Below are 18,306 nucleotides of genomic sequence, written 5' to 3'. Positions count from 1 at the left end.
GGCTTTGAAATCGCTGTGAGGACACAGGTTACGACCGAGGGCAAACGCAGCGGGGCCGACCATTCGGCGTAGCAGCGCACCGTCGAGGCTGTCCCACCGTTGCTTTGCAACGGTGCAGCCAAGTAACCTAAGTTATCGCAGCTATTTCAATGCCGTAGCAGAATTCCTTGTGAGAATGGCGGGTTAGACTTGGAAACCGGCGACCTGTTCGTCTAATTTTTGGGCCAGTTCCGCCAGTTCCTTGGCGTCCTTACGCACCACGCTGACCTCGCTTGACATCGACTCGACCTGCTTGAGGAGCTTGGCAATGTTGGCCTCGTGACGGGAATCGCGATCAGCTACCTTGCGGAACAATTCGTTGGCCTGTTCCACGCTTTCCGTTACCTCGCTCAGGTAACCCGCGTTGCTCCGCGTTGTTTGCATGACGCGATGGGTGGTTTCCAAATGGCGCCCGACCGATTGTGCGATGGTTTGGTTGTTTTCCGTCAGCGTGCGAATCGTTTGGTTGACGCCGTCCGCCGCCTCGCGCGTTTTCACCGTGGCGTCGACCATCGACTGGATGTGGGCCGCGATAATGCCGACCTCGTCCGAGGTCTGTTTGCTGAGGTTTTTCACCTCGTTGGCGACCACGGTAAATCCTTTACCGACCTCGCCGACGCGGACCGCCTCAATACCCGCGTTTAACGCCAGCATTTTGCAGTTGTCCGCGATTTGCTCAATCGTCGAAACGATGCGTGTGACCTGGGTGGAGGTGTTCTCCAATTGTGCGATTTGTTCGTTGGCTGTCTCGAGCTTACTCATGGCTTCACTGCTGATTTTGGCCGCTTGTTCCGTGATCCGGTTGATCTGGTTCATCGCCTCGGTCATTTTTTCCATGGAAGAGGTCAAGGTCGTGGTGTTTTCGCTCACGTCCTCGGTGCCCAGTTGGGCTTGTTCCATGTGCATGTTCATTTCGGTGACCAAGGAGGAAATGCCGTTGACCTGTTGCGAGGCAATCTGGGTATTGTCGCCCATTTTGTCGGCCGCCAGGGAGAGGTGGCGTGACGATTCCAGCAATACCTGGGAGTTTTCTTTGACGTTGTGAATGATTCCGGCCAATTTATCGATGAACTCATTAAAGTGGCGCGCTAATTCACCGATTTCATCGCCCTGCTCGATGGTGATTTTTTGATTGAGGTTACCCGTTTCCAGGAAATTGGAAAAGGCACGCTGCAATTGTTTGAGCGGCGAGGAAATGGAATGGGCCAGCCACAACATCGCCAAAACGGCGGCAATCGAGATGGCGATCATCGCGCGGAAAACGAAGGTCAGATCGGCGTCGAGCTTTACACGGAATTCGTCTTGAATGGCGTTAATTTTGGCATTTTCCAGCTTGACCGCCAACTGGAGGGTTTCCTCTAACTCGACGCCTAAGTAAGCCATTTGGTTGGTAATCGGGCTAATGTCGGATGCCTCAAAATCGTCCTCATCGGTTTCAAGCAAGGCCGCTTCCAGTGTCTTGAGTTGTTCGGTAAATTCCGTTACCTGGTTTTTTAACCGTTCCACCGTTTCCTTTTCTTTGACGGTTTGTTCTTTGCCGTTGACGGTGTGCACCATGACGAATTCCATCGATTGGTAGTGGTCGTTCCAGCTTTTCCAGGCTCCGTGAATGCCAACCTGGACATCATTGCCCTGGGCGTGATGCAAAATTTCGTTTTTTCCGTCCTCAAACAGGACCGTTTCGGAGGCAAGAGCGATGGCCGAGTCTGTGATTTGGCTGACCGCGTAACGGGTGTCCTTAATTGCGATGGCGGTTGTGAAATTCTGCCAATACAAACGATCTACGGTTTCGCGTGCGTGCTGGAAATCCCGAAATTGGTAGATGTTCAGCGAAATAAACACGGCCACAACGCCCAATCCCAAAATGAGGAGGCGGTCGCGGACACGGATACTGTTGATCCAATGAAGCATAAATGCAACTCCGGCGAGGATGGATTCGGATTCGATGCAGAGGATCGAGAGACCATAAGAACAGGGTTACAAAGCCTTTCGGCAAAAGGACGGTATGACTCAAGTTCACACCGTCCGCTATTTTTTGTAAGCTTATCGGCCTACCGTGTGGAAGATGTAATCCCGATTGCTCAGGTTCTTATGGCAGTTCCCGCACACCGCTGCAACGGCCGCGTCGCGGCTCCCCGCGCCCCGCACAATGAGTTTTCCGTCCTGACTGATTTGGACGTATTCCCAGTCACCCATTTCCTTGTCATAACCCGCTTCCCGTTTAATCATGATCGTTTGGGTGAGGGGTTGTGTCTTCTCCGCCAGGTTCACCAGGAAGTTTTCCTTGAGCAGGATGGTTCCCACCGGATAAGGCGTGTATTCGTATTCTTCGTCCTCGTCGAATTCCTCAAACTCACGCAGGTAGGTCAGGTGGTTGTGTTTGTAGATCTCGGGTTTTTGGTTGATGTACACCAACACACTTTGGCCCCAATGCATGCCGGAAAATTGCAGCCCGGAAACCCGTGTCCATTTGGTCCGATAATCGGCGATCATGGCTTTGAGCTCCTCGTCTTCCGGCGCTTTGAAGGGGCTCACGGGAGAAGTGAGCAGGCCCGTTTTCGGCGGTGGGGTCGGTTCCGGTGTGGCACTGCCTTGCCAGGCCGACCAAATCAGGGGCAAGGGCGGTCCGATACAGAGGCAAAAAATCAGCAGCCTTCCATAATATGTCATTGGCTTCACCTACTTACGAGAAACGGTAAGGGTTCCGTAGACCTTGCCTTTTTTAATCAGATCTACCTTGTGTTCTCCGCCTTTTTCGAGTGTGAATTCCACCGGCTCGTAGTTGGGTAACCACACCCGCACCAATGTGACCGTGTCAGGAACCTCCAGGGCGAAGGTGTGATCTTGTTTGGTACGGTCCAGCTCTAACACCTGGTTGTAGCGACTGTCGACCGTGGCCACGTAAGCGCGCATCTTGGGATGGATTTTACAGCCGACCCGAATCACCGCGTTTTCGGCCCAATTGACCTCTTGGTCAATGGTGCTGCCTGGAGGCGCCAGGCCGATGTCAAAATCGGCACCGGCGTCGGTGTCGGCCGCGTACACGTTGTGGTCGGTGTTGTCCGAATTGATGAAACTGATTTTGCTGCCCTTGGGCGCCACCAGCATCTTTTTGGTGAATTGCTGGTCTTTCTGGTCCAGTTTGCGTTTTTTGCCTTTATCGGCACCTGTGTCGTCGGCCATGTAGACCAGCACCACCGAGGGCGGTTTCTTGACAAAAGAAAGCGTTCCCGAGATTTCGCCGGCGTGGCTGTAAGGGAGGAACGCGGCGGCGAGGGCGACGGCGAGCACGGCCCGTCGCAGGTTCAATGCATCACATACCATGGGTTTTCTCCTTCATAGGGGCAAAAATTACGGGACTTTTGCCGGCGTGACCGGTACCGGATCGGTAAGGGCGCCCATAAAGGCCACCAGGTCTAGAATTTCCAAATCGCTTAACTCGATTTTTTCCATTTGCGGCGAGAGTTTGCCGCCTTTTTTAGGGGCGTCGATGTAGTGTTGAACCACCGCGCCTAACGAACCGATGGAACCATCGTGCATGTAGGGGCCGGTCAGCAACACATTGCGTAGGCCCGGTGTCTTGAAGGCGCCTTGGGTGGTGACGCCTTTCTGCACCGCCGCGCGGCCGACATCGCCGCTCGCCACCCCGATGTTGTGGAAGCCGTTGTCGGTGAAGTTAGGGCCGTTGTGGCAGTTAATGCAGCGTGCCTTGCCTAAAAACAACGCCATGCCGCGACGGGCTTCTTCGGACATCGCCTCGGTTTCACCTTTCATAAATCGATCAAACGGCGCGTTATCGGAAATGAGGGTGCGTTCGAACGAGGCGATGGCGTGGCCGATGGTGGTTTCGCTAATCGCGGGTTTTTGGTCGGGGTAGGCCTCGGCGAAGTGTTTTTGGTAAAAGGGCACCGCCTTCAGGCGTTTGATCAATTCGGGAAGCTGGAGGTTCATCTCCACATCCGACTCGATCGGGCCCAGCGCCTGCTCTTCCAATGAGGCCGCGCGACCGTCCCAAAAGAACAAGGCATTCCAGGCCAAGTTGTACAGGTGTGGGGTGTTGCGGCCCAAGATGGTGCCGTCGCTGCCCACGCCTTTTTCCAGGCCGTCACCGAATCCCAGATCCGGGTTGTGGCAACTGGCACAGGACATATTCTGTTTACCGGAAAGGCGCGTGTCGAAGAACAGCGTTTTGCCGAGCGCCACCTGTTCGGCGCTGGGCTCCTCGTCATCCGGGTACTCAATATCAAATTCATCGGGGGTACCGATGGGTGGTTGTGCCGCGAGTGGTGTGATAAGCAGCAATCCCAAGACCAACCACAGACCCCGAAAGGGGGATCGAACAAAAGCCTTTAGGCACATGGCAATGTCTCCTACATACAGGCGGAGGGTGCTTGTTCCCAGGTTCGGGTTGGACAGGTCGATCTGTCCAAGCGGGGTCCCTAACCCTGTGGGAACAAAAATCAAATCAATGTTTTTGGTGTCGGAAGGACAACTCACTTAACGGCCGGATCGTTTGGTTTCTTAATTTTAGGTGGCGCCAAAACCCACCAACTAACCGCGTCCTCTGTGAAAAAAACGGGTGAACGACTGCGTCTGTTGCTGTTTTGCGACACGGTAAATAGATGAAAAAAATGGAGTTATCTCTTACGTGAGCTGGGTTGTCGGTGTTTTGCGACAAAATTCAGGCGAAAATCCCTGGTTTCGGCGCCTTCGACCCCGTCGATGGGGCGGAGGTTCTGTGATCTTAGAATAAAACATTTAAAATAAGATGTTTATGGTTTTGGCACGGGCTTTGTTATACGAAGGGCGGGAAAAGCGAATCTGAATCCTTCACGCTTTACCGATTGATTTGATGCCGTCATTGAACGGTTGTTTCTCAGGAGGAAACCATGAAAAACTTTTTGAAAACGCTTTCCATCGTTGCTTTGACCACCGCGGCTTTTGTTCAGGCCGGTGAATTGACTTTCGAAACCGTGGACGCCGACAAGGACGGTTTCATTTCCATGACCGAAGCCGAGGGCCATGCCGCGCTTCTGGAGCAATTCAAGGCCCTCGACGCCGACGCCGACGGCCAACTCTCCAAAGAGGAATTCGCCAAATACGGCGAGTAGGCAAAGGCCTAAGCCAACACCAAGCCTGCCCAAGGGGTTAAACCCGCAAACCTTACCTTATTAATTGATCCATTCATGTCGAACGGGTGACGGCCGCGGTAAACGCATGGCCGCGATGGATTCCGTCCTCGTTCGGTTTTGTCCCCACATCTGAGGCACTGTCCGCGGCACCACAGCGGGCGGTGCCTTTTTTGTTGACCGTTCATGACGTGATCCCGAGCGGGATGTTGCCGCCGTCCATTGGGACCTCTCGGATTATGGGGTGTCCTGCTGGAAATGCGTGTGGTCTAAGGCGTGTTTGGCGAGTAATTTGTAAAAGTCGGTGCGGTTCCTTTTGGCTAATTTGGCCGCTTGCGAGACGTTGCCGTTGGTGATTTGCAGCAGTTGCGCCAGGTACTCTTGCTCGAATTGCTGTTTGGCCTCCGCGAAGGTGGGGAGTTGGTTGGTTTTGTCCTGCAACGCCTGTTCCACCAGAACCGGGGCGATCAAGGGTGCCGCGGTGAGGGCCACGGTACGTTCCACCACGTTTTCCAACTGACGGACGTTGCCCGGCCAGGAGGCCGTGGAGAGGGTGGTCAAGGCCTCCGGTGCGAAACCGCTGACGTCTTTGCCGGTGCGCTGCACCGCGTTTTTGAGGAAGTACTTGGCGAGTAACGGGATGTCCTCGCGCCGCTCCTCCAGTGGAGGCAGGCTGAGGCTGACCACGTTCAGGCGGTAAAACAAATCCTCGCGGAAGCGTTCTTCCTGAATGGCTTTTTCCAGGTCGCGGTGGGTCGCGGATATGATCCGCACGTCAATGGCGATGTCGCGGGTGCCGCCCAGCGGGCGAACCTGGCGTTCCTGCAGCACGCGCAGCAGTTTGACCTGGAGTGAAAGCGGCATGTCGCCGATTTCGTCGAGAAACAAGGTACCGCCCTCGGCCGTTTGGAACAGGCCGATTTTTCGATTAACCGCGCCGGTGAAGGCCCCTTTCTCGTGCCCGAACAGTTCCGATTCCAACAGATTTTCGGGTACCGCGCCGCAGTTGATCGCCACGAACGGACCCTCGCGGCGGCTTGCCGCGTGGTGAATCGTGCGCGCCAGCAGTTCCTTGCCGGTGCCGCTTTGACCTTGTACCAAAACATTGACATCGCTTTGCGCGACTTGGCGGGCTTGGGCCAAAAGTTCGTGCATCTTGGCGTTGCGGGTCAGAATGATGTCGGCCTCGTCGCGGTGGGCGCGCCCCGAAAAAGCGAGGGCCTCGGTGATGTCGCGGCGCAATTGGTGTTTGTCGATGGGTTTGGTCAGAAAGCTGTAAACCCCTTGGCGGGTGGCTTTAACCGCGTCGGGGATGGTGCCGTGGGCCGTCAGCATAATCACGGGCACACCGGGTGCGAGGTTCTGCAGCTCCCCCAGCAGGCTCATGCCGTCCATTTCGTCCATGCACAAGTCGGTGACAACCAAATCGTGCGCGTCGCGTTTGAAGGCGGCCAAAGCTTCGCGCCCGCTGCCGACGGCCGACACGCGGTAACCCTCGCCTTGCAAACGCAAACTGAGCAAGTGCAAAAAATCGGGATCATCGTCGACGAGTAGCAGGTGGGCGGGCGTGGGACTCATGGTTGTTGCTCCTGGGTGGTGGTTGTTTCGGGCCGGCCCATCTCGGCCTCGATCTGGGAGAGTGCCTCAATTTTTTGCCGCAAGGATTCTTGGATCTGGCGTAAATCACGAATGTTGCGTTGCAGACGCACGCGCTCGCGATGGTTGCCGCGGTTGAGTTGAAGCCGTGCCGCCAGCACCGACAGCCACGGCGTGAGCGCGGGCGGGAGACAGGGATCCGCCTGAACCTGTTTTAATTGTTGTTCGATAAAGGACCACTGGCGCAGCCGGGTTTGGAACGAGGCCAGCACCAAAAATTGCAATCGGTGCTCCAGGGATTCGTCGATTTTGAGCGCCGCTTGGGCGTCCAGGTAGGCGATTTTGCGTTGTTTCTCGCCCAGTTCTGCGATTTCACCCGCGTAGCGCGACCAACGCTGGTACGTCTGCCATTCCGCCAACTGTTGCAGCTCGTGTTCGGCAAGCGTGGGGGCCGTATTGATGACCGGGCCGGCCAGGACCGTGGTAACCGGAACGGGGGCGGGTTGTTGTTGCACCGTCTTTTGTTTGACCGCACAACCCAGGCTGACACAGGCCGCGAGGGCGAGGAACAGGGTTCTCATGAGGCCGCCTTAGCCATCGGCCATTCAATGCGGAAACAGGCGCCGTCGCAGTTGTCGCCGAGGGTCAGGCGGGCGCCGTGGGCCGCGATACACTCATGGGCGATGGAGAGGCCGATGCCGGACCCTTTTAAATGGCCCTGGCGGGGGGTGCTGCCTTGGAAGAAGGGTTCGAAGATTTGGGTGCGTTCGCCCTCCGGCACGCCGGGACCTTGGTCGCGAATGTCCAACACTTGGTGGTCTGAAGCGACGCGGATTTGGATGCGGATCCAGCCGTTTTGAGGCGAGAAGTTGACCGCGTTGGAAACCAAGTTGTCCAGCGCCGTTCGCACTTTGGCGCGGTCGGCGACCAGGTGCCATTCTTCGTCAGGTAACTGGAAACGAAGGTTCTTTCGGGTTGCACTCAGGCGGTAATGGGCGACCACCTCGGCGACCAATTCGACCATTTCGAAGGGCTCGGGGTTCAGTTCAACCCCGGTTTGGATGTGGTTGTAATCCAGCAGGTTCTCGATTAGTTTTTGTAAATAACGGCTGTTGGTATCGAGTATTTTGACCACGTTGTCCTGTTGCGGGGTGAGTGGGCCGATGATGCGGTCGCCCAGCAATTCGGTTCCCTCGCGCATGCCGGCCAGGGGGGTTTTCAGCTCGTGGGAAATATGGCGTAGAAACTGGGTTTTCTGCTGTTCCAATTGGTTGAGGCGTTCGCGCAACCATTCCAGCCGTTCGCCCAGAAAGGCCAAATCTCGGGGGCCGTCGACCGCGATGGGTTGCTTGAAGCACCCTCCGCCCAGGCCGCGAATCGCCTGGTCAAGCTGACCGATGGGGCGGTTGATCAAGAAAGTGGTGATCACAATGAGCAGGAGGGTGATGGGTCCCATCAGCGAGGCGTGGACGAACAGTTGCTGCTGGGAATGTTCCACCGCTTGCTGCAAGCTGCTGAGCTCGCGGTCGATTTGGTTGGCCGCGGCCATGTTTAGGGCGCGCGCCTGCTGGTGGATGTTGTGGAAACCGGTCACGACCCTCGCGGCTTGTTCGGCACCCGGTTGTTCTTGGAGGAGGGTCCAGTTTGCGTTCAATTGGGACTGGAGTTGTTCTAGGGTGGCGCGGTCCTCGGTGGTTTCCGTCGACTGGTGCAGACGGGTGAGTTTGTGGGACACCCGCTCGTGGTCGCCGCGGTAGAGGGCCAGGATTTGTGGGTTCTCGAGGACCTGGAATTGGCGCGCGCGACGTTCCATGTCGACGAGAATTTCTTTAACGTCTTGGCTGAGACGGGCGGCCTCGATGCCGGCGGTCACCATGTGACGACTTTGACCGACAAGCTGCTGCATGGATTGGTCGGCTTGATATACCGCCGTTAACAACGGTAGGGTAACCAACACAAAGCTGGCGAGCAGCAGATGGACAAGCGAACGCGGTCTAGGCCACATCGCGGCGACTCCTGGATGCAACCACCGTCTTCCAGCCCCCGGGCGGGCATGCGGCGGCCTAAATTGGGTGCCGCATTGTAGCGCGGTTCCCGGGCCTAGCGCGTCGTCCAGACGCGGCGCGGTGATCCACGCCACGAAAGCGAAGTAAAAAGAAAGGTGTTTCTCCTGATGTGGGCGAGGTTTGTGTGGGGCGCATTCCTCTCGGGAGCCGCGAGGAACGCGCCAAGCCAAGACTTGCGCTAAATCGCGCATATTCGCTTTTACGTTTCCAATCTATTCAGCGCTCTGGCGAAAGCCTGACTGACGTGATGAAACGAAACCGAAGAGGCCGACCCATCTCGGCAGGTTCCCTGCTGCCGGTGTTACGGCTTTTCGGGTTAGTGTTCCGGCATGTTTTCGTGCTCGACCACAAAGATATTGGCGTACAGATTGGCGATGATCTGTTTGCCTTCTTGGGTCACCTGGAGGTAACGAATTGCGTCCTGCACATAGGGAAAAACGCTGTTCCAATAAAACGACGGGTAATTTTTGCGCAAATCGCCGGGGTGCTCGTAACCCAGCATATCGGCGACACCGGTTTCCTTGAATTCGAAAAACAGGGCCGGGATTTTTTGCAAGTAGCGCGGATCGCTGAGTTGCCCGATGAGATCCGAGGCTCGGACCAGGGCTGGATAGGTGTCGGTTACCTTGTGGTCTTCTTCGGCGGGTACCGGGAAACGGGTGAGTTCGATGTTGTTTTTAATTACCGCGACATCAATAAACTCGCTGTCGCCAAAGCGTTCCTCCACGAAAAGTTTGCCGCGGTCCACATGGTAGGGTGTCAGCGCCGCGTCGGTGGCGCCTGGTGCGGGGGTGATCATTTCGTCACCTTTTCCGGTGGCGTAGCGACCGTTGCCGTCTTTGCGGCACACGCCGCGGCGGTAACCGATATCGTGGCAGATCAGCGAAATCATGAAATGGAACCAATCTTCCGAGGTGACCCCGCCTTCACTAATATGCTTCCCAATCAGCACTTCCTGGCCGACGAGGGTCACCAAAATGGTGTGTTCCATATCGTGGTAAAGCGCATCGCTGTTGGCCAGGTTTTCCAGAGCCATGCGACCCACCCAGGAGGTAATCGTTTCAAAATGCGGGTTGTGGGAGCCGTAGTTGCGTTTGTAGCCGGCACGGAGCCGTTGCACAAACGCATCGATCATCATTTCACATGTGTTCAACATAAGCGCTTCCTTGGCAAGAGGTTGCCCGTTAGGAAACGGACAAACAAGCGGGCGTCGCGGGGGTACGCCGGGTCGCCCTGGTTCGCAAGCATGAGACCAACTGGAAGGCTCTGCTCTTTCTCGCAAAGATGCAGACGCGCGAAAATCCGGGGGAGGGTTCATGCTCAACATAACGTGATATGGGGAGTGGGTCAAGGATCGCCGGGGCCGCTTCACGTAGGGCGGGCTTTGTTGGGCGTCCTGGTGTGTGGCTGTGGCTTCTTGCGGGTTTGCCGGTTCTTTTTATCGGGATCGCACCCTTCCGGCTCATCGGGATTCCGATGAGGTCCTTGGGTGGCCGGCGGATCATCAGGGGGGACCATGCAAGCATTAATAAAGGGCAATGAGTCGATGAATTAAATAAACTCGGCGCCGTGTTTGCGACGAGTGTGTAGGTAAGAGTGGGTCTTTTGCGTCATTTTGTCGAGCTTTGTGTGGTTTTTTGTGACGGCCATCTTGTATCCCGGATTTCCAACTTGATGGTTGTCAACTTCCACCGCATCGGGCCGGACCCTTTTGCTGGTTTTTCGTTGCCAAAGGGGTGTCGGCACGCGGTGTCCCAGGTTTTCCCGGTTTTTTCTCGGTCCTGGCAAAACCGAATAACCCCAGGGGCTTTTCATCCGCGCGAACCTTGGCGGGGAAAGGTTCTTTTTGATAGGATGTTAAGCGTCTCATCCAGGAAACATGGTGCTGATCCAGGTTGTGTCCCCGTTTGCTCGGGGTGCCTTTGCCATGCGTGATCACGCCTAACGCAAGCGCTACTTGTGGTTCGCTCCGTTCTCGCGGTTTCCGCGAGGAACGCGCCGGCGCGGTGGGGTGAGATGGGGGACATATGGTGCAGGAACGCGTTTTGATCGTGGAACCGAGTCGCACGCTGGCCACGATTTTAGAACGCTCAATTAAAAACAGACTCGAGATGATTACCGAAACAGCCTTCACCTACAAAGAGGCTGAAAACTTGCTCCAGCAAAATCCAGAGCGGTTTTACGTGGCACTGGTGGATGTCGATTTGTCCGACGCCGACCAGGGCGATATTGTGGATTTGGTGACCGGTTTCGGCGTGCCCTGTATGGTTTTAACGCACGAGGAGAACAAAGGCCTGCGTCGCAAACTGTTCTCGCGCAACATCATCGATTATTGGATAAAGGAATACAGCGCCAACTACGATTATGTGGTGCAAGCCATTGAACAGTTGACCCGCAACCGCGAGCACAAAATTCTGATTGTTGATGATTCGCGCGGTTTTCGCCGGCTCGTTAGTTTGTTGCTGACCCGCAAACGTTATGAGGTTTTGGAGGCGGATCACGGCGGCGAGGCTTTAAACTTGCTCGCCAAACATCCCGACATTCGTTTGGTGGTCACCGATTACGAAATGCCCGAGGTCAACGGATTCGAGTTAACCCATCGTATTCGTCGCCTGTACGACAAATCGCGCGTGGGTGTGATTGGCTTGTCTTCCAGTGAAGAGGACGGGATTAGTGCGCGTTTTCTCAAAATCGGCGCCAATGACTTTTTGAAAAAACCCTTCGAGGTAGAAGAGTTTTATTGCCGTATCAACCAGAATTTGGAAATGTTGGATTTGTTTCACCAAATCAAACAGGCTTCCAACACCGACTTTCTGACCAAGCTGTTTAACCGCAAGTACTTCTTTGAGGTTGCGCCGGCGATGCTCAAGCGGGCAATGTTTTCGGGGCAAAAAATGGCCGTGGCCATGATCGACATTGACCATTTCAAAAAGATCAATGATCGTTACGGGCACGACGGTGGCGATGTGGCGCTTGTGCAAACGGCTCAAGTCATTAAAGCCAAATTCCGGCCTCAGGATGTGGTGGCGCGTTTCGGCGGCGAAGAGTTTTGCGTGTTTTTCGGGCCGATTGAATTGGAATCGGCAACCCGCAAGCTTCAATCCTTATGTGATGAGATGCGTGGCTTAGAAATCCCCTTCGGCAACGAAATCATACGGCTCACACTTTCGGTGGGTTTGCGGTTGGCCAAGGGTGAACACCTGGATCTTGAAATCAGTTTGGCGGACAAGCTGTTGTACGAGGCCAAACGCGGTGGTCGCGATCAAGTGATGGTTCAATCAGAATGATTGAGTGGTGTCATCACTTTGATGGCCTTGTTCGATTTGCATGATGGCGGTTATCGCCAATAATATGATGGTTTTTTTGGTAAGGTACCTGCTTTTAGAGGTTTAAGTTGTTCGGCTGAAGCCGGCACCGTTCTCGCTCTAATGTACGGCGTGCAAACATATCTTCCGCGAAGGAGCCACCCATGGGATTGTTAATTGACGGCGTCTGGCACGACAAGTGGTATGACACCAAAAAAAGCAAAGGCAAATTTGTCCGTGAATCCGCGGCCTTCCGCAACTGGATCACCGCCGACGGCGAACCCGGTCCCAGCGGCCGCGGTGGTTTTAAAGCCGAATCGGGTCGGTACCATCTCTACGTTTCCTACGCCTGTCCTTGGGCGCATCGCACCCTAATCTTCCGCGAACTCAAGGGTTTGACCGAGCACATCAGCGTTTCGGTGGTTCACCCCCACATGCTTTCCAACGGTTGGGAATTCCGCACGGACGACGACAGCTACCAGGACCATTTATTCGGGTCCGCGTTCATGCACCAAATTTACACCCGCGCAAAAAGCGATTACAGCGGGCGGGTGACCGTGCCGGTGCTGTGGGACAAACAGACCAACACCCTTGTCAGCAACGAATCCTCTGAAATCATTCGTATGTTGAACAGCGCGTTTGACGGCGTGGTCGCGCCGAGCCACGATTTTTACCCCGAGTCGTTGCGTCCGCAAATCGATGCGATCAACGAAAAAGTCTACGCCAACATCAACAACGGGGTCTACCGCTGCGGGTTTGCCACCCGTCAAGACGCCTATGAGGAAGCCTTTACCGACCTGTTCCGCGCCTTGGACGAGGTTGAGGAAATTTTGGGTAAAAACCGTTACTTAACCGGTTCCGTGCTTACCGAGGCCGACTGGCGCTTGTTCACCACGCTGGTGCGTTTCGATCCGGTGTACGTCGGCCACTTTAAATGCAACCTGCGTCGTATTGCCGATTACCCCAATTTGTCCAACTACTTGCGTGAGTTGTACCAATTCCAAGGTGTCGCGGCCACCGTGTTCATGTGGGACATTAAGGAACATTATTACTACAGCCACGACACCATTAACCCGACCCGCGTTGTGCCCTTGGGGCCCGTGCTCCATTACGACCAACCCCATGACCGCGACCGGTTTAACCTTTAGCCTCAGCGGCGCAGAAGCCAAGGTTTTTGCCTGAAGGCATGGCGTGAAATGGTTTGAAAAAGCGGACGGGGGTCACGTGCGACCTCGTCCGCCGGCCTCGGGCAAGTTTACAGTCCGTTGCAGCCCTGAAATTGACGACTTATCGCGCGTTTCATTCGCGCGAGGATGTGTCGCGGGATGGTGAACGGCTTTTGGGTCAGCGGGCATCGACCCCGCAGGCTTGGAGCGGGGTCGACCCCCGGCGTTGCGCGGCGGCGTGGCCGCCGTGCTCGTCTCGTTGCATGGGCTTTCCCGCGGCGGAACGCCTTGTGAACACCGCGGATTAGCTGACCGGCGCGGGGTCGTCGCGAAACATCACTTTTTCCACTGTTGCTTTGATCGCGGCCGATGCCTTCAAGGGTGAGCCGCTGTCAAAAGGTGGCTGAGGATCGTATTCCAGGCCGAGTTGAATTGCTTGGGCGATGTCTTCGCCACGGAGGCGGGCGGCCAAGGTCAGCGCCATATCGATTCCGGCCGAAACTCCGGCCGCGGTGATGATGTTGCCGCTTTCCACCACGCGCTGATGGGTTGGTTGCGCCCCGAATGTGGCCAGCTTCTTGGTGGCGTACCAGTGGGTTGTTGCCGGCTTGTCTCGCAGCAGGCCCGCCGCGCCAAGCAGCAGGGAACCCGTGCAAACCGAGGTTGTCCATTCGGCTTTGGCGGCAAGGGCTTGGACCCACTCGATTACCTGGGTGTTGACGAGCAGGGGACCGATCCCGCTGCCGCCGGGAATGAGCAACACATCGGCCGTGCTGATTTCCGCAATGCCGTGATCGGCGATCAAACCCATGCCGGAATCGCACCAAATGCGACCGGGCACCACGGCCGCGCGGTGCACGGTCACTCCTGGCAAGCGCGACAAAACTTCGTGGGGACCAACGTAATCAAGCGCGGTCATGCGGGGAAACAAAAGCATTACAATGTCCATGGGGACCTCCTCGGAACGTCAATACTTCGCGTGACCTTCACTTTAGGAGACCAACCTTTTGGCAGCAATGACAGTTTTCGACTGAATCCTGCCATTTATTCTTTAGAAATCATATGGCCTGTGCAACTTGGCACCCACCTTTCCTGGTCGCTTGCGAACCACAATGGGCCGACTCTCGTTGCTTTTCGGTGAGGGCTTCGACAGACAAAAAATAGCCAAGCAGGCGCTTGGTGCAGTGAAAAGAAAGATGATCTTGGTAAAACGCGGGATCCTGATCTAGCCCGCATTTCTCACAAGGAATTCTGCTACGGGGCAAGCCATGCGATTACGAGGGTTTGCGTTCCGCGGGGCGGCCATCCGCGGGCGGCCATCCGCATTACTCGGTCGAGTCACCTTCGCCTCAGCTGCTACGCCGAAAGGTCGGCCCCGCGAAAGGTCGGACCCCGAAAGGTCGGACCCCGAAAGGTCGGACCCCGAAAGGTCGGACCCCGATAGGTCGGGCCCCTGTGCCGTGGCTTGGTCGTCATCTTCGTACTCACAAGGCTTTCAGCTTCTCGCAACGAATCTTTGTGAGAATTGCGGGCTCGGGAGAACCCCACCGCTTCTCGAGTAAATGCTGCACGGAACGCCCGGCGGCAAGTTAACCTCGGTCTCTAGCCGATCTCAATCCCAACAGCATTGCCCCCTCAAAAGCATTTCACAAGAAGAAGGTTTTTGAGGAGAAAAAATGCCCCCACTGAACGCGGTCGTTGCATCGGCCGATAGGCCGGAGTCTGCTCGGACCTAACCAAAACGGTGGAATCTGAGATTGCCCCTTGCAATCAACCCCACACCACACCATCTGGGCTGCAACGGCCTGTAAACATGCACAGGGCCGGCGGGTGCGGTCGTGGGCGACCGCGGTCCGCTTTTCTCAAACCATTTCACTCCAGATTTTTAGGCAAAACCCCTCGCTCCTGTTTTTCTTTGACCCGACCTCGGGTTACCGGCCACTGACGCCCTGGTTTCAGGTCCTTTTCTCATGAGCAGAACATCCCGTTTCAATGGTTCCCCTTAACGCTTGGATCCCCCCGCGGCCCGGTTAGGCTAAGTGATTACAACCTTTTTGGTTAGGCATCGGACCATTGGGTTTATCCCACAATCAGCTTGGGAAAAAGCTTGACGGTGGCGGTTATTTTGTTGACTATGGAAGGCGTTTTGCCGGTTCTTCTTTCTATTGTGTTTCTTTATGCCGGCGTTTTTGATGCTTTGCGTTTTGTCCGCTTCTTTGTTTTTTCCTTATGTCGAAACTCTTTTTCACGTGTACGTCTTGTTCGGCAGCAAACCGCTCGGTTTCGAGGCCAAACGGATTGGCGTCGTGCCAAACGGTTTGCCGTCCTGCCAAACGGTTTGGCGTCGTGCCAAACGGATTGGCGTCGTGCCAAACGGTTTGGCGTCGTGCCAAACGGTTTGGCGTCGTGCCAAACGGTTTGGCGTCGTGCCAAACGGTTTGGCGTCGTGCCAAACGGTTTGGCGTCGTGCCAAACGGTTTGGCGTCGTGCCAAACGGTTTGGCGTCGTGCCAAACGGTTTGGCCCCGTGTCGGCGGTTGATTCGCTGGTTGGTGGCGTGAAAATCGGGTCTTGTGGAGGCTCTTTTGATGGTTCCCGTGTGTTTTTTACTTCTGTCGACTCTGGCGGCTGCACCCGCCAAAGATCCCAACTTTCAGGCGATTAAGCTTTATGCCAAACCCGAGGGCATTCAACCGGGTATGTTCAAAATGGCGCAGGGTTTCCACGTGTTGTACGGCACCCGTGATCTTGCCAACATCGAACCACTCTACGAGGCGACCCGACTCATTCACCGCGGCGCAACCGATATGGAACTGTGGCTCCCACTGCCGAAACTACCCAAAAAATACAAAAAAGATCCGAACCTGATTCGCCAGAGCCCTTTTCTGCGCGGCACGGTCCTCGGCAATCAAGCCCTGGCCGAGGCGCTTCAAATCGGCGATGCGGCCCAGCGTTATGCCAACCTGCGTCGGCTTTATCCCCAACAACCCAACCACTTGCCGACCCTGATCGCCATCGCCGAGGTGCTTTGGGAAATCGGCGAAACCGAGGCGGGCAATGACTTCGCCGCCGCGGTTGCCGCCGTCATCCCGCCCGAGACCTATGTGCCCGCCGCCCTCGTTGTCGCCGAGCTAACCCGCAAAACCGTTTCCTATGAGGAGGGACGCGCCATCCTTGAAGCCGCCGCCCGCCTGCCTTTTCGCGATACGGGACCGGCCAAACAACGCCTGGCCGAATGGGACAAAACCATGGCCACCGCCGCGGGTGATCCCGCCGCGCTTTACGCCGTCCGCGCCGAAAAGGCACTGGTAACCTTGGCCAAAACCAACCCCGAGGCCTTGTTTTACCTGGGCAAGCTCAAAACCGACCAACGCAAACCCCTCGATAGTTACCGCTACTTAACCAAAGCCGTCAAAAAGAAACCCGACAACCACGCGGCCCTGCTGTTCCTTTACGAGAAAAAAGGCAAACTCTTGGACGATCCCGCCGAAACCCGGGCCCTCGCCAAACGCGCGATGAAGAAAACCGGCGAGCATCCTGTGCTGCTGACCCTGATCGCGATTCGCAATCCCACCATGAAAGAAGCCAAACGCAAGGCAATGTTGGCCAAAGCCCTTGACATGGATCCCACTTATTTGCCTGCTTGGCGGGCCTGGTTCGCCGAACACCCAACCGCCGAGCCGGCTTGGCGTCGTGCCGAATTGAAAAAAATGACCGCCGCGAATCCCACCTCGTCCGAGGTACTGGCGATGGTGCTTGCCATGCGCCACGAACACGGGGATTACGAAGGTGGTGACGCCTTGGTGGCGAAAGCGTTGGGCATGGATCCTTTGACACCCGCGCTTTTATCCAAGTGTTTGGATCTCTACCCGCAACTCGCAAGCCAAGACCTCAAGAACCGCTTGATCCTTAGCACCGTGCACCAGGCTTCCCTGTTCGCAGCCCGGTTTGAGTTCTACAAGGCCGGTGATTTTGTCGCGAAGGCTGCCGAAATGGAGCCGGGCATACCGCGCCTGGGGCTTCTCGCTGCTAACTACCTGTACCGAGGCGGCTACCACGCGGACGCCGCCCCGCACTACGAGGCGGCTATGGCGACGGTTGGTAAATCGCCCGCTTTGTACGAACTGATCGGTGACGGATTTTTTGCGCGAGGCAAAATGCATAAGGCCATCCAGTTCTACCGCAAAACCTTGGCTTTGGATGGGACCAGACCCTCTCCACCGGAGAAAATCGAAGATGCCAAAACGTATATGGCCGCCAAGACCTCGAACCCCAACGTACGCATCCCCGCGCCCGGCTCCTTGTTTGGTTTTATCCACCTCGGGCAATACGGCAAAACCTACAAACCGCCCTCGGTCGCCAAAGCCCGTGCGCTCCAGTCTTGGCGACAGGTGAGGGAAGGTTATGGTTTGACCGAAACCGAGCCCATGTTGCTGCCGCTGTACAACCGGCTTCTGGACTGGGAAGAGGACTACGGCTTCGAGCCGATGGAACTGACCCAGTTCTAGCCCGCGGTGCTCACAAGGCGTTCTGCCGCGGGGCAACCCATGCGATTACGAGGGGGGCGGCCTTCCGCTTTACTCAGTCGAGCAATACGCGGCGTAGCGCTGCTACGCCGAAAGGTCGGCCCCGCGAAAGGTCGGCCCCGCTCCGTTTGCGCTTGGTCGTAATCTTCGTACTCACCGGGCTTCCAGCTTCTCGCGACGAATCCTCATGAGAATTGCGGGCTAGCCCGCATGCATCACCAACGGTTTTGTTGCGAAGCTGATTCTTGCGCGAGTACGAAGGTTACAGCTTTCCGCGACGCGACCTTAAATGAAGTTCGGATGCGCGAACGCCAAACGGGTTGCCGGGAGCATCGTGAAGTTTCGGGTTAACCCGCTTAGATCCTGGGCACAAAAGAACGGGTGTTCGCCTTCTGCCAAATGGAGGATCGGGAAAGAACTTGACCTTGGGGGACTTTCTGACGATCATACGCTGTGTTCTTTTGTTGCTTCTTATTGTGT

The 18,306-nt window shown here is 56.1% G+C and carries 13 protein-coding genes and 1 pseudogene; 4 read left to right on the top strand and 10 right to left on the bottom strand.

All coding sequences use genetic code 11. The features are described 5' to 3' along the window. Positions 1-183: 183 nt before the first annotated feature. The 4 genes from J3U88_RS14290 to J3U88_RS14275 form a co-directional block, all read right to left on the bottom strand. Positions 184-1,950, bottom strand: a complete 1,767-nt coding sequence (locus J3U88_RS14290; RefSeq protein WP_207859543.1) for a methyl-accepting chemotaxis protein — start codon at positions 1,948-1,950, stop codon at positions 184-186. Between the two features lie 132 nt (positions 1,951-2,082). Further along, positions 2,083-2,709: a cytochrome P460 family protein gene (locus J3U88_RS14285; RefSeq protein ID WP_207859542.1), complete on the bottom strand. Its 627-nt coding sequence runs from the start codon at positions 2,707-2,709 to the stop codon at positions 2,083-2,085. Between the two features lie 9 nt (positions 2,710-2,718). After that, positions 2,719-3,363: a cupredoxin domain-containing protein gene (locus J3U88_RS14280; protein WP_207859541.1), complete on the bottom strand. Its 645-nt coding sequence runs from the start codon at positions 3,361-3,363 to the stop codon at positions 2,719-2,721. A gap of 27 nt (positions 3,364-3,390) precedes the next feature. Beyond that, on the bottom strand, positions 3,391-4,347 hold the full coding sequence (locus tag J3U88_RS14275) for a cytochrome-c peroxidase (RefSeq protein ID WP_207859540.1): 957 nt from the start codon (positions 4,345-4,347) through the stop codon (positions 3,391-3,393). Positions 4,348-4,928: 581 nt separating this feature from the next. Here J3U88_RS14275 and J3U88_RS14270 point away from each other — a divergent pair. Then, positions 4,929-5,150 (top strand): EF-hand domain-containing protein, encoded by a 222-nt coding sequence (locus tag J3U88_RS14270; RefSeq protein WP_207859539.1) that lies wholly within the window; start codon positions 4,929-4,931, stop codon positions 5,148-5,150. A 255-nt stretch (positions 5,151-5,405) separates the two neighbouring features. On the opposite strand, the gene J3U88_RS14265 is transcribed toward J3U88_RS14270, so the two are convergent. From J3U88_RS14265 to J3U88_RS14250, 4 genes are all read right to left on the bottom strand, one after another. Then, entirely contained in the window at positions 5,406-6,746 is a 1,341-nt protein-coding gene (locus J3U88_RS14265; RefSeq protein WP_207859538.1) for a sigma 54-interacting transcriptional regulator, read from the bottom strand. Then, positions 6,743-7,345, bottom strand: a complete 603-nt coding sequence (locus J3U88_RS14260) for a hypothetical protein (RefSeq protein WP_207859537.1) — start codon at positions 7,343-7,345, stop codon at positions 6,743-6,745. Before J3U88_RS14260 ends, J3U88_RS14265 begins: the two co-directional genes overlap by 4 nt. Further along, complete coding sequence (locus J3U88_RS14255; RefSeq protein ID WP_207859536.1) at positions 7,342-8,769, bottom strand: sensor histidine kinase; 1,428 nt, start codon at positions 8,767-8,769, stop codon at positions 7,342-7,344. The genes J3U88_RS14260 and J3U88_RS14255 overlap by 4 nt, the downstream gene beginning before the upstream one ends. A gap of 377 nt (positions 8,770-9,146) precedes the next feature. Beyond that, complete coding sequence (locus J3U88_RS14250) at positions 9,147-9,986, bottom strand: Npun_R2479 family HD domain-containing metalloprotein (protein WP_207859535.1); 840 nt, start codon at positions 9,984-9,986, stop codon at positions 9,147-9,149. An 871-nt stretch (positions 9,987-10,857) separates the two neighbouring features. Between J3U88_RS14250 and J3U88_RS14245 the strand changes: the two genes are divergently transcribed. Together J3U88_RS14245 and J3U88_RS14240 are read left to right on the top strand one after the other, a co-directional pair. Next, positions 10,858-12,117, top strand: a complete 1,260-nt coding sequence (locus J3U88_RS14245; RefSeq protein ID WP_207859534.1) for a diguanylate cyclase — start codon at positions 10,858-10,860, stop codon at positions 12,115-12,117. Between the two features lie 182 nt (positions 12,118-12,299). Then, positions 12,300-13,283, top strand: a complete 984-nt coding sequence (locus J3U88_RS14240) for a glutathione S-transferase family protein (RefSeq protein WP_207859533.1) — start codon at positions 12,300-12,302, stop codon at positions 13,281-13,283. A gap of 322 nt (positions 13,284-13,605) precedes the next feature. Here J3U88_RS14240 and J3U88_RS14235 read toward each other — a convergent pair whose 3' ends face one another. Beyond that, complete coding sequence (locus tag J3U88_RS14235; RefSeq protein ID WP_207859532.1) at positions 13,606-14,250, bottom strand: DJ-1/PfpI family protein; 645 nt, start codon at positions 14,248-14,250, stop codon at positions 13,606-13,608. 276 nt (positions 14,251-14,526) lie between these two features. Further along, a pseudogene (locus J3U88_RS35315) lies at positions 14,527-14,721 on the bottom strand (hypothetical protein); the annotation flags it as partial. 1,164 nt (positions 14,722-15,885) lie between these two features. Here J3U88_RS35315 and J3U88_RS14225 point away from each other — a divergent pair. Continuing rightward, positions 15,886-17,808: a tetratricopeptide repeat protein gene (locus J3U88_RS14225; RefSeq protein ID WP_207859531.1), complete on the top strand. Its 1,923-nt coding sequence runs from the start codon at positions 15,886-15,888 to the stop codon at positions 17,806-17,808. Positions 17,809-18,306 lie beyond the last annotated feature (498 nt).

It is taken from the genome of Acanthopleuribacter pedis, assembly GCF_017377855.1.
Lineage (GTDB): Bacteria > Acidobacteriota > Holophagae > Acanthopleuribacterales > Acanthopleuribacteraceae > Acanthopleuribacter > Acanthopleuribacter pedis.
Note: the sequence above shows the minus strand (reverse complement) of the source record. Positions and strands in the feature narration are given on the sequence as shown.

What these genes read in the sequence shown, in the direction of transcription:
- J3U88_RS14290 (WP_207859543.1), bottom strand. Translation starts at nt 1,950, where the DNA reads ATGCTTCATTGGATCAACAGTATCCGTGTCCGCGACCGCCTCCTCATT.
- J3U88_RS14285 (WP_207859542.1), bottom strand. Translation starts at nt 2,709, where the DNA reads ATGACATATTATGGAAGGCTGCTGATTTTTTGCCTCTGTATCGGACCG.
- J3U88_RS14280 (WP_207859541.1), bottom strand. Translation starts at nt 3,363, where the DNA reads ATGGTATGTGATGCATTGAACCTGCGACGGGCCGTGCTCGCCGTCGCC.
- J3U88_RS14270 (WP_207859539.1), top strand. Translation starts at nt 4,929, where the DNA reads ATGAAAAACTTTTTGAAAACGCTTTCCATCGTTGCTTTGACCACCGCG.
- J3U88_RS14265 (WP_207859538.1), bottom strand. Translation starts at nt 6,746, where the DNA reads ATGAGTCCCACGCCCGCCCACCTGCTACTCGTCGACGATGATCCCGAT.
- J3U88_RS14260 (WP_207859537.1), bottom strand. Translation starts at nt 7,345, where the DNA reads ATGAGAACCCTGTTCCTCGCCCTCGCGGCCTGTGTCAGCCTGGGTTGT.
- J3U88_RS14255 (WP_207859536.1), bottom strand. Translation starts at nt 8,769, where the DNA reads ATGTGGCCTAGACCGCGTTCGCTTGTCCATCTGCTGCTCGCCAGCTTT.
- J3U88_RS14250 (WP_207859535.1), bottom strand. Translation starts at nt 9,986, where the DNA reads ATGTTGAACACATGTGAAATGATGATCGATGCGTTTGTGCAACGGCTC.
- J3U88_RS14245 (WP_207859534.1), top strand. Translation starts at nt 10,858, where the DNA reads ATGGTGCAGGAACGCGTTTTGATCGTGGAACCGAGTCGCACGCTGGCC.
- J3U88_RS14240 (WP_207859533.1), top strand. Translation starts at nt 12,300, where the DNA reads ATGGGATTGTTAATTGACGGCGTCTGGCACGACAAGTGGTATGACACC.
- J3U88_RS14235 (WP_207859532.1), bottom strand. Translation starts at nt 14,250, where the DNA reads ATGGACATTGTAATGCTTTTGTTTCCCCGCATGACCGCGCTTGATTAC.